12 protein-coding genes are annotated in these 12,678 nt (G+C 70.0%); 2 read left to right on the top strand and 10 right to left on the bottom strand.

Going from position 1 to position 12,678, the window contains the following annotated elements:
• Window positions 1-46: 46 nt before the first annotated feature.
• On the bottom strand, window positions 47-1,012 hold the full coding sequence (locus tag C0481_RS12380) for an L-threonylcarbamoyladenylate synthase (RefSeq protein ID WP_293404125.1): 966 nt from the start codon (window positions 1,010-1,012) through the stop codon (window positions 47-49).
• Complete coding sequence (locus C0481_RS12375) at window positions 943-2,229, bottom strand: YceI family protein (protein ID WP_293404123.1); 1,287 nt, start codon at window positions 2,227-2,229, stop codon at window positions 943-945. Before C0481_RS12375 ends, C0481_RS12380 begins: the two co-directional genes overlap by 70 nt.
• A 342-nt stretch (window positions 2,230-2,571) precedes the next feature.
• Between C0481_RS12375 and C0481_RS12370 the strand changes: the two genes are divergently transcribed.
• Window positions 2,572-4,320 (top strand): acyl-CoA dehydrogenase, encoded by a 1,749-nt coding sequence (locus C0481_RS12370; protein ID WP_293404121.1) that lies wholly within the window; start codon window positions 2,572-2,574, stop codon window positions 4,318-4,320.
• Window positions 4,321-4,439: 119 nt separating this feature from the next.
• Here the strand turns inward: C0481_RS12370 and C0481_RS12365 are convergent, their stop codons facing one another.
• Window positions 4,440-4,922 carry a peroxiredoxin gene (locus C0481_RS12365; protein WP_293404119.1) on the bottom strand — a complete coding sequence of 161 codons (483 nt, stop codon included), beginning with the start codon at window positions 4,920-4,922 and terminating at the stop codon, window positions 4,440-4,442.
• Between the two features lie 114 nt (window positions 4,923-5,036).
• Between C0481_RS12365 and C0481_RS12360 the strand changes: the two genes are divergently transcribed.
• Complete coding sequence (locus C0481_RS12360; RefSeq protein ID WP_293404117.1) at window positions 5,037-5,606, top strand: YqgE/AlgH family protein; 570 nt, start codon at window positions 5,037-5,039, stop codon at window positions 5,604-5,606.
• A gap of 7 nt (window positions 5,607-5,613) precedes the next feature.
• On the opposite strand, the gene C0481_RS12355 is transcribed toward C0481_RS12360, so the two are convergent.
• Genes C0481_RS12355 through C0481_RS12325 form a run of 7 tightly spaced genes read right to left on the bottom strand, consistent with a single transcriptional unit; the run spans window position 5,614 to window position 12,613 of the window.
• Entirely contained in the window at window positions 5,614-7,272 is a 1,659-nt protein-coding gene (locus tag C0481_RS12355) for a bifunctional diguanylate cyclase/phosphodiesterase (protein WP_293404115.1), read from the bottom strand.
• Window positions 7,273-7,332: 60 nt separating this feature from the next.
• Complete coding sequence (locus C0481_RS12350; RefSeq protein ID WP_293404113.1) at window positions 7,333-7,944, bottom strand: GNAT family protein; 612 nt, start codon at window positions 7,942-7,944, stop codon at window positions 7,333-7,335.
• 49 nt (window positions 7,945-7,993) lie between these two features.
• Window positions 7,994-9,271 carry a pitrilysin family protein gene (locus C0481_RS12345; RefSeq protein ID WP_293404111.1) on the bottom strand — a complete coding sequence of 426 codons (1,278 nt, stop codon included), beginning with the start codon at window positions 9,269-9,271 and terminating at the stop codon, window positions 7,994-7,996.
• On the bottom strand, window positions 9,258-10,652 hold the full coding sequence (gene thrC / locus C0481_RS12340; RefSeq protein ID WP_293404109.1) for a threonine synthase: 1,395 nt from the start codon (window positions 10,650-10,652) through the stop codon (window positions 9,258-9,260). The genes C0481_RS12345 and thrC overlap by 14 nt, the downstream gene beginning before the upstream one ends.
• The gene (locus C0481_RS12335) at window positions 10,652-11,377 is read right to left on the bottom strand and encodes an SURF1 family cytochrome oxidase biogenesis protein (protein ID WP_293404107.1); all 726 of its coding nucleotides are present in this window, start codon (window positions 11,375-11,377) and stop codon (window positions 10,652-10,654) included. The genes thrC and C0481_RS12335 overlap by 1 nt, the downstream gene beginning before the upstream one ends.
• Window positions 11,370-11,726, bottom strand: coding sequence for a DUF983 domain-containing protein (locus C0481_RS12330; RefSeq protein WP_293404105.1), 357 nt, complete (start codon window positions 11,724-11,726; stop codon window positions 11,370-11,372). Before C0481_RS12330 ends, C0481_RS12335 begins: the two co-directional genes overlap by 8 nt.
• 11 nt (window positions 11,727-11,737) lie before the next feature.
• Window positions 11,738-12,613 (bottom strand): cytochrome c oxidase subunit 3, encoded by an 876-nt coding sequence (locus tag C0481_RS12325; protein WP_293404103.1) that lies wholly within the window; start codon window positions 12,611-12,613, stop codon window positions 11,738-11,740.
• Window positions 12,614-12,678 lie beyond the last annotated feature (65 nt).

Below are 12,678 nucleotides of genomic sequence, written 5' to 3'. Positions count from 1 at the left end.
CGCCCCGACCTGGTCGGGCGAGCGCCCATCGCAAGCACCCCGCCCCCTACCCGACGAACCCCGCCGCGCGCTTCAGGCGGTCGTTGATCGCCTCGCCCAGGCCCTCGTGCGGGATCGGGGCGACGGCGATGGCGGCGGGCGTGGTGCGGTCGGCGTCGCGCAGGTAGGCGAAAAGGCGCGAGGCCGCTTCGCGCAGGTCGCCGGTCGGGCTGAGGTTCCAGCGGTGCTCGCCGGGCCCGAAAGCCAGGTACGCCTCGCCCGGCTCGGGCGCAGCGACGTTGAGGCGCACCGGCGCCTTGGGCGAATAGTGGCGGGCCAGCCGGCCGGGCGAGCGCTTGGCGTCGGCCTGCGCTTCCGCCAGCGGGCCGATCACCGCCTCGATCTCCTCGCGGGTGACCGAGCCCGGCCGCAGCAGCCGCGGCTGGTCCAGCAGGGCCACCACCGTCGACTCCAAACCGACCTCACAGGGGCCGCCGTCGAGCGCGGCGGCGACCTTGTCGCCGGTCTCTTCCATGGCGTCGGCGTAGTTGGTCGGGCTGGGCCGTCCCGAGCGGTTGGCCGAGGGCGCGACCACCGGCCCGCCGAACCGCGCCAGCAACGCGCGGGCCAGCGGATGGGCCGGGGCGCGCACCGCCACGGTGTCGAGGCCGGCGCGGGCCAGGTCGCTGACCGCGTCGGTATCGGCGACCGGTAGCACCAGAGTCAGGGGGCCGGGCCAGAACGCCTTCGCCAAGGCGCGGGCGCGGGCGTCGAAGACCGCGATCTTCTCGGCGGCCGCCAGGTCGGCGACATGCGAGATCAGCGGGTTGAAGCTCGGCCGGCCCTTGGCCTCGAAAATCGCGGCGACGGCGTCCGCGCTGCCGGCGTCGCCCGCCAGCCCGTAGACCGTCTCGGTCGGCAGGATGACCAGTCGGCCCTCGCGCAGCGCCTGGGCGGCGGCGTCTAGCGCCGCGTCGCCGTCAGGTTGACGCTGACCTTCACCTCGGCCGGGATTTGATCGGTGCTCTTCCACTCGCCCTGTCCGACGCCAAAGGCCGTGCGGTCCAGGGTCGTTACACCGCTGACGCGCGCCTTGTCGCCCTCGATCTTGAGCGTGAACGGCAGCCGCTGCGGCCTGGCGACCCCGCGCAGGGTCAGCGTCCCGATGGCGACATAGCGATTCTCGCCGGTCTTCTCGAAGCGGCTGGCGGTGAAGGTCGCCTTGGCGTGGCTGGCGGTGTCGAACCAGTCGGCGCCCTGCAGGGACTCATCGCGCTGGCTGTCGCCTGAAACCGCCGAGGTCAGGTCGATGCTGACGCTGACCTTGGATTTGTCGAGCGCTTCGGGGCTGAACAAGATGTCGGCGGTCCAGCGGTCGAAGCGGCCCTCGATGGCTGAGCCGCCCCAGGCGGTGGCGAAGCCGAGGGTCGAGCCGGCATTGACCTTCCAGGCCGACGGCGCGGCCGCCTCGGCCTGAGTCTCGGCGGCGGGCGCGGCCGGCGTTTCCACCGGCATGGCGGCAGGCGCCTCGACCGGCGCCTCTTCGACGACCAGCGGCGGAGGCGGCAGCGGCTTGCTGGCCGGCGGCGCGGGCCGCACGGCGTAGCCGGCCCCGATTACCGCCAGGGCGGCGACCACGATGCCGATCAGCCGCGGGTCGAGCCACGCGCCCGGCTTGGTCCCAGGCGCCATGTGGGCCAGCACCGGCTCGTCCTTGCTGAACAACTGGTGCTTGAGCGCCCCGGCCACGTGCAGCGCCACCAGGACATAGGCGCCCCAGGCCAGGACCTCGTGCCCGGTCTCGCCGAACCCGTGCCACGCGCTCTTGGCCGGTTCGGCCACGTGCGCCAGTCCCGGCACGTGCGGCCAGGGGACGACGCCGTAGAGCAGGGTCGGCACCTGGATCCGGCTCGCCGAGACCATGATCCAACCGGTGATCGGCAGGCCGATCATGATCACGTAGAGTCCGACGTGCGCGACCTTGGCCAGCACCTTCTCCCAGGTCGCCATGCCGGCCGGCAGCGGCGGCGGCCGGTGGGTCAGCCGCCAGGCCAGCCGCGCCAGGCTGAGCAGCAGGACGGTGATCCCGATCGACTTGTGCAGCTGCACCAGGGCGAAGCCCTCGGGCGTCCGCCCCCCGCCCATCCGCCAGGCGATGATCACCTGGAACACGATCGCCGCGGCGATCAGCCAGTGCAGGACGATGGCGACGGCGCTGTAGTGACTGCGCGCCTGAGCGGACTTGGACATGGACAATCTACTCTTACTCGACGCGACTGCGGGCGCCCTGCGCGGCTCCGGCAGGTTCGTGGGCGACGCCCGCGAATACCTGCCGCTAGGGCGCGGTTGCGTTCCAGATTCACATATGGGCTTGGCTCTACCGGTCTGGCTAGGCCTGGGGGCCGCCGCGTCCCGCAACGCACCGTTTCGCCCGCCGCAACAGTCACGCTCCGGCCGCGGTAGGGCGCCCCTGACGCCCGAAATCGACCACACAAGCCCTTGCGCGGCAACCAACTTGCATTTTGCAACTCGTGAACACTTGGAGCGCCGCCTCCCCTCCCCTAAAGAACGCCTGACATATCGGAGTTCAGCATGTCCTACCGCGCGCCCGTCCGTGACCTCGCCCTTTCGCTGCAGATTGCCGGCCATCCGGCGCTGGTATCCGGCGCCTTTGCCGAACTCGATGACGATACGGTCGCCGCCGTGCTGGAGGCCGCCGGGGCCTTCACGCAGGAGCAGCTCGCGCCGCTGAACCGCAAGGGCGACCAGGTCGGCGCCCGCTACGAGAACGGCACGGTGATCGCCGCCCCGGGCTTCGCCGACGCCTACCAGGCCTTCGTCGCCGGCGGCTGGAACTCGCTGTCGGCCGATCCCGAGCACGGCGGCCAGGGCCTGACCAAGGCCATGGAGCTGGCGGTGTTCGAGATGGTCCACGCCTCGAACATGGCCTTCGGCCTCTGCCCGATGCTGACCCAGGGCGCGATCGAGGCGCTCGACCTGCACGGCACCGAACGTCAGAAGTCGCTGGTGCTGCCCAAGCTGGTCTCGGGCGAATGGACCGGGACGATGAACCTCACCGAGCCGCAGGCCGGCTCGGACCTCGCCGCCGTCACCACCCGCGCCGAGCCCGACGGGAACGGCGGCTACAAGCTCTACGGCCAGAAGATCTTCATCACCTGGGGCGACCACGACGCGGCCGACAATATCTGCCACCTGGTGCTGGCCCGCCTGCCCGACTCCCCGCCCGGCGTGAAGGGCATCTCGCTGTTCCTGGCCACCAAGCGCGAGGTGCTGGACGACGGCTCCCTTGGCGTCGCCAACGAGCTGCGGGCCGGCTCGATCGAGCACAAGCTGGGCATCCACGGCTCGCCCACCTGCGTGATGCTGTTCGAGGGCGCCAAGGCCGAGCTGGTCGGCGAGATCAACAACGGCATCGCCCATATGTTCGTGATGATGAACGCCGCCCGCCTGCAGGTCGGCGTCCAGGGCGTCGGCATCGCCGAGCGCGCCTTCCAACAGGCCCTGGCCTTCGCCCAGGAGCGCAAGCAGGGCCGCGCGGTGTGGTCGGCCGAGGTCCCGGCCCCGCTCTACGGCCACCCCGACGTGCGCCGCTCGCTGCTGCTGATGAAGGCCAAGATCGAGGCCGCGCGCGGCATCTGCATGACCACCGGCGTGCTGGCCGACCAGGCCCGCCTGGCCCCCAGCGAGGCCGAGCGCGCCACCGCCAAGGCCCGCCAGGAGCTGCTGACCCCGATCGCCAAGGCCTGGTCCACCGACGTCGGCGTCGAGGTCGCCTCGATGGGCGTCCAGGTGCACGGCGGCATGGGCTTCATCGAGGAGACCGGCGCGGCCCAGCACTACCGCGACGCCCGCATCGCCCCGATCTACGAAGGCACCAACGGCATCCAGGCCATCGACCTGATCGGGCGCAAGGTCGCCATGCAGGACGGCGCGGTGATGGACGCGCTCTGCGCCGAGATGCACGCCACCGCCCAGGCGCTGCAGGGCGATCCCGCCCTCGGCGGCGTGGCGGCCCATCTCGAGGCCGGTGTGGCGGCGCTGGAGCGCGCCACCGACTGGGTTCTGCAGAACAAGGGCCCCAACGCCCTGGCCGGCGCCACGCCCTATCTGAAGCTGGCCGGCGACGTCATCGGCGGCTGGATGCTGGCCCGCCAGGCCCAGGCCGTGGCCGACGGCCAAGACGCCTGGAGCAAGAGCAAGCCGGCCCTGGCCCGCGTGTTCGCCAGCCAGGTCCTGGCCCAGGCGCCTGGCCTGGCCGCGGGGGTGATGGAAGGCGCCGACGACTTCGAAGCCGTCGGCGCGGAGGCTCTAGGCGCGTAGAGCGTGACAGCTTCAAGTGGAAGCCGGTTGAAGCGACCGGCACGCTCTAAATGTTTGAAGATAGACCCTTTTTGTCCGGTTCAGGTGATTCCACCTGAACCGGAAAGGGTCTAGACCGCCTAGAGCTGAGCCAGCATGTAGTCGGCGGCCGAGACCTTGAACTCGCCCGGAGCTTCGACGTTGAGCTCCTTCACGACGCCGTCCTCGACGATCATCGAGTAGCGCTGCGAGCGGACGCCCATGCCGAACTTCGAGGCGTCCATCTCCAGGCCGAGGGCTTTGGTGAAGTCGCCATTGCCGTCGCCCAGCATCAGGATGTCGCCCAGCACCGACTGGCTTTCGCCCCAGGCCTTCATGACGAAAGCGTCGTTGACCGACACGCAGGCGATGGCGTCCACGCCCTTGGCCTTGAAGTCGGCGGCGTGATCCTTGAAGCCCGGCAGGTGGCGGGCCGAGCAGGTCGGCGTGAAGGCGCCGGGCACCGCGAACAGCGCGACCTTCTTGCCGGCGAAGATCTCGTCCGTCGTCATCGGCTTGGGACCTTCGGCGGTCCCGGCGGAAAAGGTGGCGGCGGGCAGTTTGTCGCCGACTTTGATGGTCATGATCTGTCTCCCTGATCAGCTCAGCCCCACCAGATAGCGAGCTGCGCGCAAGCATCAACGGCCTTGTGTAACGTGAAGACTTGAAAGCTCCGCGATCAGCGTCACATTCGACGCATGGGAGACGGCGAATTCCTTTCAGGCAAGATGCTGATCGCCATGCCCGGCATCGGCGACCCGCGCTTCGAGCGCGCCTTGGTGCTGATCTGCGCCCACGACGAGAGCCATGCCATGGGCATCGCCGTGAACCGCCCGGTCGAGGGGCTGACCTTGCCCGACCTGCTCGGCCGGCTGGACGTCAAACCCAGCATCGAGCTTCCGGCCGATCTGGTGCTGCTTGGCGGGCCGGTGGATCGTGAGCGCGGCTTCGTGCTGCACACCGACGACTACATGGCCGGCGAGCACAGTTTGCATGTCGGCGACGGCGTCGCCCTGACCGCCACCCGCGAGGTGCTGGAGGCGATCGCCGGTCACGGCGATCCGCCGCGCCGCTCGGCCCTGGCGCTAGGCTATGCCGGCTGGGGCCCAGGTCAGCTGGAGCGCGAGTTGCGCGACAATGTCTGGCTGACCTGCGAACCCGACGAGACGCTGATCTTCGGGGCCGACCATGCGCACAAGTGGTCGCAGGCGCTGGCCAAGATCGGCGTCGATCCGCGGCTGCTGTCCTCGACCGCCGGCCGCGCCTAGGCCGGATCTAGCCGCGCGCCTTCACCGGGGCGGCGCCGTCGACATAGCTTTCGTTGAGATAGACCTCGGCTTCCTGCGGCGAGAGCGCCGGCGCATAGCCGAAGCCCTGACCGTAGTCGCAGCCCAGCGACAGCAGCTGGCGGGCCATCTGGGCGTTCTCGACGCCCTCGGCGACCACTTCCAGCGCCAGGTCCTGGCCGAGCTTGACCACCGACGAGACGATCTTCGCCGAACCTTCGTTGGTCGCCATGGTGCGCACGAAGTAGCGATCGATCTTCAAGGTGTCGAACGGCAGGCGGGTCAGGTAGCTGAGCGACGAGAAGCCGGTGCCGAAATCGTCTAGCGCCAGGGCCGCGCCCGCCTCGCGCAGCTTGTGCAGGATGACGGCCGCGCGGTCGGGATCGCGCATGACGTCGCCTTCGGTGACTTCCAGCTTCAGCGCGCCGGGCGGCAGGCCCGTCTCCCGCCGGATCTCCAGGACGTCTGAAATCAGGTCGGGGCGGTCGATTTCGCCGGTCGAGAGGTTCACCGCCACGGTCAGCTCGCCGGCGGCGCGATGGTCGAGCCGCCAGCGCGCGAGCTGGGAACCGGCCTGGCGCATCATCAGCGCGCCGAGCTCGCTCATCAGCCCCATTTCCTCGCAGAGCGGCAGGAACTGGTCGGGAGTCAGCAGACCGCGGCGCGGGTGACGCCAGCGGACCAGCGCCTCGAAGCCGGACAGGGCGCCGGTCGAGAGCCGCACGATGGGCTGATAGAAAGGTACGATCTCGTTGCGGCCCAGCGCGCCGCGCAGGTCGCTCTCGAGCGCGAGGCGCGAGAGCCCGTCGCTCTCCAGGCTGCGGCCATAGGCGGCCGCGCCGCCGCGGCCGCCGCTCTTGGCGGCCTCCACGGCCAACTCGGCGCGGCGCAGCAGTTCGGCGGCCTCCGGCGCATCCTCGCCGCCGGTCGCCTCGACGGCGCCGATCGAGAGGGTGGGGTGGATGTCGAAGCCGGCGACGCGCAGCGGCTGCTCCAGCGCCTGGCGCAGGGTCTCTGCGGCCGGCATGGCGCTGATCGTGGTCAGTACGGCGAACTCGTCCTCGCCGACCCGCGCCAGCAGCGCGTGCGGTGGGAAGGCGGCCGCCAGCCGCGAGCCGAGCGCGGCCAGCACCAGGTCGGCGCGTTCATGACCCAGCGCCTCGTTCAGGCGGCGAAGTCGGTCGAGGTCGGCCACCACCAGTTCGTGCTGGCCGGGATGGGCCAGGCGCTCGCGGGCGCGGGCGACGAAACTCTTGCGGTCGAGCAGGCCGGTCAGCCCGTCCTGGTCGGAGGCGGCGAACTTGGCCTCGGGCGCGACGACGCCGGCGGCGCGCAAGCCCTCCTCGAGCCAGACCCCGCGCCAGATGCAGACCCCGCCGCCGCGCATGCGCAGGCGGACGGAGATCTCGGTGCCAGGCTCCTGAACGCGCAGCACGTCCTCCGCCAGCGCCCGATCCGGCGGCAAGGCCAGGGCGCGCATGGCCGCCGACGAACACTCAGGCGCAAGCGGTCCCAGACCCAAGGCGCGCGAGGCGCCGGTCAGATGCAGGCGGTCTTTCTCAGGTTCCCAGAGCCATAGGGCCACATCGGCGGCGCCTAGCGCCTCCAAGGTCGCGGTTGCGTCCCAGCTCCAACGATCGTTCGGCATCGTCTCAAGACATTTCCGGCCAACGCGCCGCAGAGCGGATCGGCCCACGACAGCCGAGCGCTAAACAGACACTCCTTCGTCCGGGCCCTCGTGCGCCCGCAGCGGGGAGACAAGGCCGAACAGCACATGATCTCGCCAGACGCCGTTAATTTTCAGATAAGCCTGGGCGAGACCTTCCTCGCGAAACCCGGCACGGTTGAGGAGGCGTCGCGAGGGCTCGTTGCTGGGCAGGCAGGCCGCTTCCAACCGGTGCAGGGCGAGCGTGCGGAAGGCGAAGACGGTCAGGGCGCGCACGGCGCCAAGCGTTTGCCCTTGCCGCGCAAAGGGTTGGCCGCACCAGTAGCCGACTGATCCCATCTGCGCGACGCCGCGCCGGACGTTGGAAAGCGTGATCCCGCCGGTCAGGGCGTCGTCCCGCGTGCGGAAGACGAAGAATGGATAGGCGGTTCCGGCCTCGCGATCACGCGCATAGGCGGTCAGCCTGCGGCGGAAGGCCGCACGGGTCAGATCGTCGGCCGGCCAGGTCGGCTCCCAGGGCTGCAGGAAATCCTTGGACTGCGCGCGCAGTTCTCGCCACTCGGCGAAGTCCGCGGCGCGCGGCGGACGCAGGCGCACGCCGTCGCCCTCGATACGAAGGCCGCTCTCCGGCGCGATCCAGTCCAACAAGGCCATGGGCGGAACGTCGCGGGATGCGCGGAATCCGTCAAGAGAGGCCGATGTACTAGCCGAACAAGGCCCGCTGGAACGCCTCGCCGGCCTTCATCGCGCCCTTGGGCCCCAGGATGCTCGCCGCCGCCGCACGCGGGGCCAGCATCTGCGCGCCCAGGCGGGCGATGTCGGCGGCCTCGACGGCGTCGATCTGGGCGGCCAGCTCGGCTGGCGGCAGGGTGCGGTCAAACAGCAGCACCTGGGCCGCCGCCTGCTCGGCCCGCGACAGCGGCTGCTCGCGAGCCATGAACATCGAGGCCTTGAGCTGCGCCTTAGCGCGGGCCAATTCGGCCGCCTGCACGCCCGCGGCCATGCCCTTGATCTCCTCGGCCGCGACCTTGGCCAGCTCGGCGGCGTCCTTGGCCGCACAGCCGGCGAAGACGCCAAGCACGCCGGTGTCGGCATAGGTCTCGGAATAGGCGTCGACCGCATAGGCCAGGCCGCGCTTCTCGCGCGCCTCCTGGAACAGCCGCGAGGCCATGCCCCCGCCCAGGATCTCGGCGTAGAGCCGCAGCGCGAAGTAGGCCTCGTCGCGCACGCCGACGGCCGGCAACAGAAAGACCAGGTTGGCCTGCTCCAGCGCCTTGGGCGTATTGCGTACGCCGCCGACGAAAGCCGCCGGGGCCGGCTCGCTCGCCCCCTGCCCGACCGCGTCGCCGAAGTCGCGCTCGGCCAGGGCCAGCAGTTCGTCTTCGTCGACGGCGCCGGATGCGCAGATCACCAGCGCGTCGGGCGCGTAGAGCGCACTGCGCCAGGCGGACAGGGTGGCCGGAGCGGCGCGGCCGATGGACTCGTCGGTGCCAAGAATCGGCCGGCCCAGCGGTTGGCCGTTGAAGGCTGCGTCCTGGGCCATCTCGAAGACGTGGTCGTCGGGGGTGTCGGCGGCCTCGGCGATCTCCTGGCCGACGACCTGGATCTCGCGGGCGAGGTCGCCGGCGTCCATGGTCGGGCGCAGGACGAGATCGGCGGTCACGGCGCTGCCGAGGTCCAGCCCGCCCTTAAGCGCGCGGATCTGGAAGCTGGTGCGCTCATAGCCGGTGGCGGCGTTGATCTGGCCGCCCTCGGCCTCGATCACCTCGACGATGTCGCGAGCCGAGCGATCGCCGGCCCCCTTGAACACCATGTGTTCGAGCAGGTGCGACCAGCCGGAACGGGCCTCGTCTTCGGAGCGTGCGCCGCGGCCGGCGACGACCGACAGCGCCAGGGTCTCAAGTCCGTCGATCGGGTCGCAGACGACCCGGACCCCGTTCTTCAGCTTATGGATGTTGGGCAGAGCCTCAGCCTTCCGCAAAGGCCCTGACATAGGCCTTGATGGCCTCGGCGTCAGCCGGCAGGCGGTCGAAACGTTCCTGTTTGCCGGCCAGATGCGCGGCGGTGCGCGGCATCACCGGGGTCTCGCCGGTGGCGGCCTCGACCGTCTCCGGGAACTTGGCCGGGTGCGCTGTCGACAGCACCACGATCGGCGCGCTGGTCGCGCCGCGGGCCCGCTGCATGCCCGACACGCCGACGGCGGTGTGCGGGTCGATCAGTTCGCCGGTCTCGCGCAGGGTGGCGACGATGGTGCGGGTGGTGTCGCCCTCGCCCACCGTCACGCCCGTAAAGGTCTCGCGCATAGCGGCCAGCGCCTGGGGCGGGATGTCGACGCCGCCGGTCTCGGCGAAGGCGGCGAAGGCGCGGGCGGTCTCGACGCCGTCGCGACGCACACATTCGAAATAGAGGCGCTCGAAGTTCGAGGCCGACTGGATGTCCATGGCCGGCGACTGGGTCGGGGCGGTGACGCCACGCACATAGCGGCCGTCCTCGAAGGCGCGAGCCAGGATGTCGTTGGAGTTGGTCGCCACGATGATGCGGTCGATGGTCAGCCCCATGCGCTTGGCGACATAGCCAGCGAAGCCGTCGCCGAAGTTGCCCGACGGGACCGCGAACGACACCGGCCGGTGCGGCGCGCCCAGCGCTACCGCGGCGGTGAAGTAGTAGACGCTCTGGGCGACGATGCGGGCGAAGTTGATCGAGTTGACCGCCGACAGCCCGACCGACTGCTTGAGCGCGGCGTCGGACAGCGAGGTCTTGAGGATCGCCTGGCAGTCATCGAAGTCGCCGGCCACGGCCACACAGCGGACATTGTCCTCTTCGGCCGTGGTCATGAAGCGGCGCTGGACCTCGGAGATCCGGCCGTCCGGGAACATCACGACGATCTTGGTGTTGCCGCGGCCGCGGAAGGCCTCGACCGCCGCGCCGCCGGTGTCGCCGGAGGTGGCGCAAAGGATAGTCTGGGTGCGGTTCTGCTGGCCCAGCACGTGGTCCGACAGGCGGGCCAGCAGCTGCATGGCCACGTCCTTGAAGGCCAGGCTCGGGCCATGGAACAGCTCGGCGATGAAGCCGCCCGGCGCGATCTGACGCACCGGCACGACCGCCGCGTGGGTGAAGCTGGCATAGGCCTCGGCGCACATCTCAGCCAGGGTCTCGCGGTCGATCTCGTCGCCGACGAATTTGGCCAGGACTGCGGTCGCGACCTCGGCGTAGGGGCGGCCGGCGAAGGCGGCGATCTCATCGCGGGTGAAGCTCGGCCACTCCTGCGGGACGTAGAGTCCACCATCCGGGGCCAGGCCCGCCAGGACCGCATCGACAAAGCCGACCGAGGGCGACTGCCCCCGCGTAGAGACGTACCGCATCAGGACTTCCGTTTCCGCCAGAGCATGGCGGCATAGACGCCGACCAGGGCTGCGGCAAGGCCGAACCAGGTCAGGGCGTATTCGAGGTGACGGTTGGAGATTTCCGCCGGCAGCGGGGCCGGATTAAGCGCCGGCCAGTCGGGGTTGGACGAGGTCTCGGCCATCAGGAACAGCGGCGCGGGGGCGTCGACCTTCAGGGCCTGCGCCATGGCGGCGACGTCGCGGACGTACCAGCGATTGCCGGCCACGTCGTTGGGCGGGCTGAACCGGTTGCCGGCCTCGGGAACGCGCAGCACGCCGACCACCTCGACGGGGGCCAAATCCGAGACATTGACCCGCGGCCGGGCCGAGATGTCGTCACGGACGAAGCCCCGGTCGACGAGGATGCTCTGGTAGCGGCCGCTGGCGACGCGGCAGGCGGAGATCAGCCGGGAGCCGGCATTGCCTTCCCGAACCGAATACAGCTCGAGATACGGCGCGCTGCTGAGGCCCGGGCACACGAGCCGGACGCGGGAGAAGTCGAGGTCGGCGCCGGCGGACATGCGTTCCAGGGCCGCCTCGCCGCTCGTGGCGGGAGCCGCCTGCAGGGCCGCGACGCGGGCGAGCAGGGCTTCCTTCCAGTGCAGCCGCTGCATCTGCCAGCCGCCCAGGCCGAGCAGGATGGCCAGCGAGATCGCGGTGGCGATCGTCAGGCCGACCGGGAAGCGCCGGGCGCGATCAGTCATGGCGGGCTTCCGACGCCTTGTTGGCGAACTGGGCCGCCAGCATCAGCCCCTTCAGCGGGCGCAGCAGGCCGAGGCAGACGACAAGCGTCAGGGGGAGGAAAATGACGAAGTGCACCCAGATCGGGGGCGAGAACATCAGCTCTGTGAAGAGCAGGGCGAAGGCGCAGAGGAAGCCCGCGATCAGGATCACGAAGACCGCGGGACCGTCTCCAGAGTCGGCCTTGGCCAGATCGTAGCCGCACCGCTCGCAGGCGGGGGCTACGGTCAGAAAGCCTTGAAACAGACGCCCCTCTCCACAGTTCGGGCAGCGGCCGCGGAGGCCCGCCAGCAGCGGATTGGAGCTGTCCATATCGGCGGGCCTTAGTGGCCCGCCCCGCCGAACACCACGTAGATGAAGGCGAACAGGAAGAGCCAGACGACGTCGACGAAGTGCCAGTACCAGGCGGCGGCTTCGAAGCCGAAGTGCTTCTGCGGGCTCATGCCGCCGCGCAGCAGGCGGATCAGGCAGACGGCCAGGAAGATCGTCCCGATGAGGACGTGGAAGCCGTGGAAGCCGGTCGCCATGAAGAACGACGAACCGTACAGGCCGGAGTTCTCCGCGCCCTCGCCGCCGAAGAAGTACTTGTGCTCGAGGATGTGGTGGTACTCGTAGACCTGCACCATGGTGAAGACGGCGCCGAGCGCGATGGTCAGCATCAGGCCGATCTTGGTGCCCTTGCGGTCGCCCTGCTGCAGCGCGTGGTGCGCCCAGGTGACCGTGGTGCCCGAGAGCAGCAGGATCAGGGTGTTCAGCAGCGGCAGGTTCCAGGCCGGAACCGTTTCGATGCCGGCCGGCGGCCAGGTGGCCCAGGCCAGACGGACTTCCTCAATCGAGGACAGGGTCCGGTGGCCGTGGAACAGGGCCATCTCGAAGAAGATCCAGAACCAGGCGACGAAGAACATCACTTCGGAAGCGATGAACATGATCATGCCGTAGCGCAGGCCGATCGAGACGACGGGGGTGTGGTCGCCCGCCTTCGATTCCTTGATCACGTCCGACCACCAGCCGTACATCGTGTACAGCACGCCAGCGAGGCCGGCGAAGAACACCCACGGGAAGTGCTGGGGAAGGCCGAACATGCCCTTCATCCAGATCACCCCGCCGATCGCCATGATCGTCGCGGACAGCGACCCGACCAGCGGCCACGGGCTGGGCGGCAGCAGGTGGTAGTCGTGCTTAACTTCGCCGTGGGCCATTTCGGTCCTAACCCCTCTCAGATCCTACAGACGCCAGCCCCTCTCTCGGACCGGCGAATGACAAT

The organism is Phenylobacterium sp. (genome assembly GCF_013822795.1).
GTDB lineage: Bacteria > Pseudomonadota > Alphaproteobacteria > Caulobacterales > Caulobacteraceae > Phenylobacterium.
This window is presented reverse-complemented; position numbering and strand designations above follow the sequence as displayed.

Excerpts from the sequence above, each read along its gene's own strand:
- C0481_RS12375 (WP_293404123.1), bottom strand. The coding sequence starts at position 2,229 with ATGTCCAAGTCCGCTCAGGCGCGCAGTCACTACAGCGCCGTCGCCATC.
- C0481_RS12370 (WP_293404121.1), top strand. The coding sequence starts at position 2,572 with ATGTCCTACCGCGCGCCCGTCCGTGACCTCGCCCTTTCGCTGCAGATT.
- C0481_RS12365 (WP_293404119.1), bottom strand. The coding sequence starts at position 4,922 with ATGACCATCAAAGTCGGCGACAAACTGCCCGCCGCCACCTTTTCCGCC.
- C0481_RS12360 (WP_293404117.1), top strand. The coding sequence starts at position 5,037 with ATGGGAGACGGCGAATTCCTTTCAGGCAAGATGCTGATCGCCATGCCC.
- C0481_RS12355 (WP_293404115.1), bottom strand. The coding sequence starts at position 7,272 with ATGCCGAACGATCGTTGGAGCTGGGACGCAACCGCGACCTTGGAGGCG.
- C0481_RS12350 (WP_293404113.1), bottom strand. The coding sequence starts at position 7,944 with ATGGCCTTGTTGGACTGGATCGCGCCGGAGAGCGGCCTTCGTATCGAG.
- thrC (WP_293404109.1), bottom strand. The coding sequence starts at position 10,652 with ATGCGGTACGTCTCTACGCGGGGGCAGTCGCCCTCGGTCGGCTTTGTC.
- C0481_RS12335 (WP_293404107.1), bottom strand. The coding sequence starts at position 11,377 with ATGACTGATCGCGCCCGGCGCTTCCCGGTCGGCCTGACGATCGCCACC.
- C0481_RS12330 (WP_293404105.1), bottom strand. The coding sequence starts at position 11,726 with ATGGACAGCTCCAATCCGCTGCTGGCGGGCCTCCGCGGCCGCTGCCCG.
- C0481_RS12325 (WP_293404103.1), bottom strand. The coding sequence starts at position 12,613 with ATGGCCCACGGCGAAGTTAAGCACGACTACCACCTGCTGCCGCCCAGC.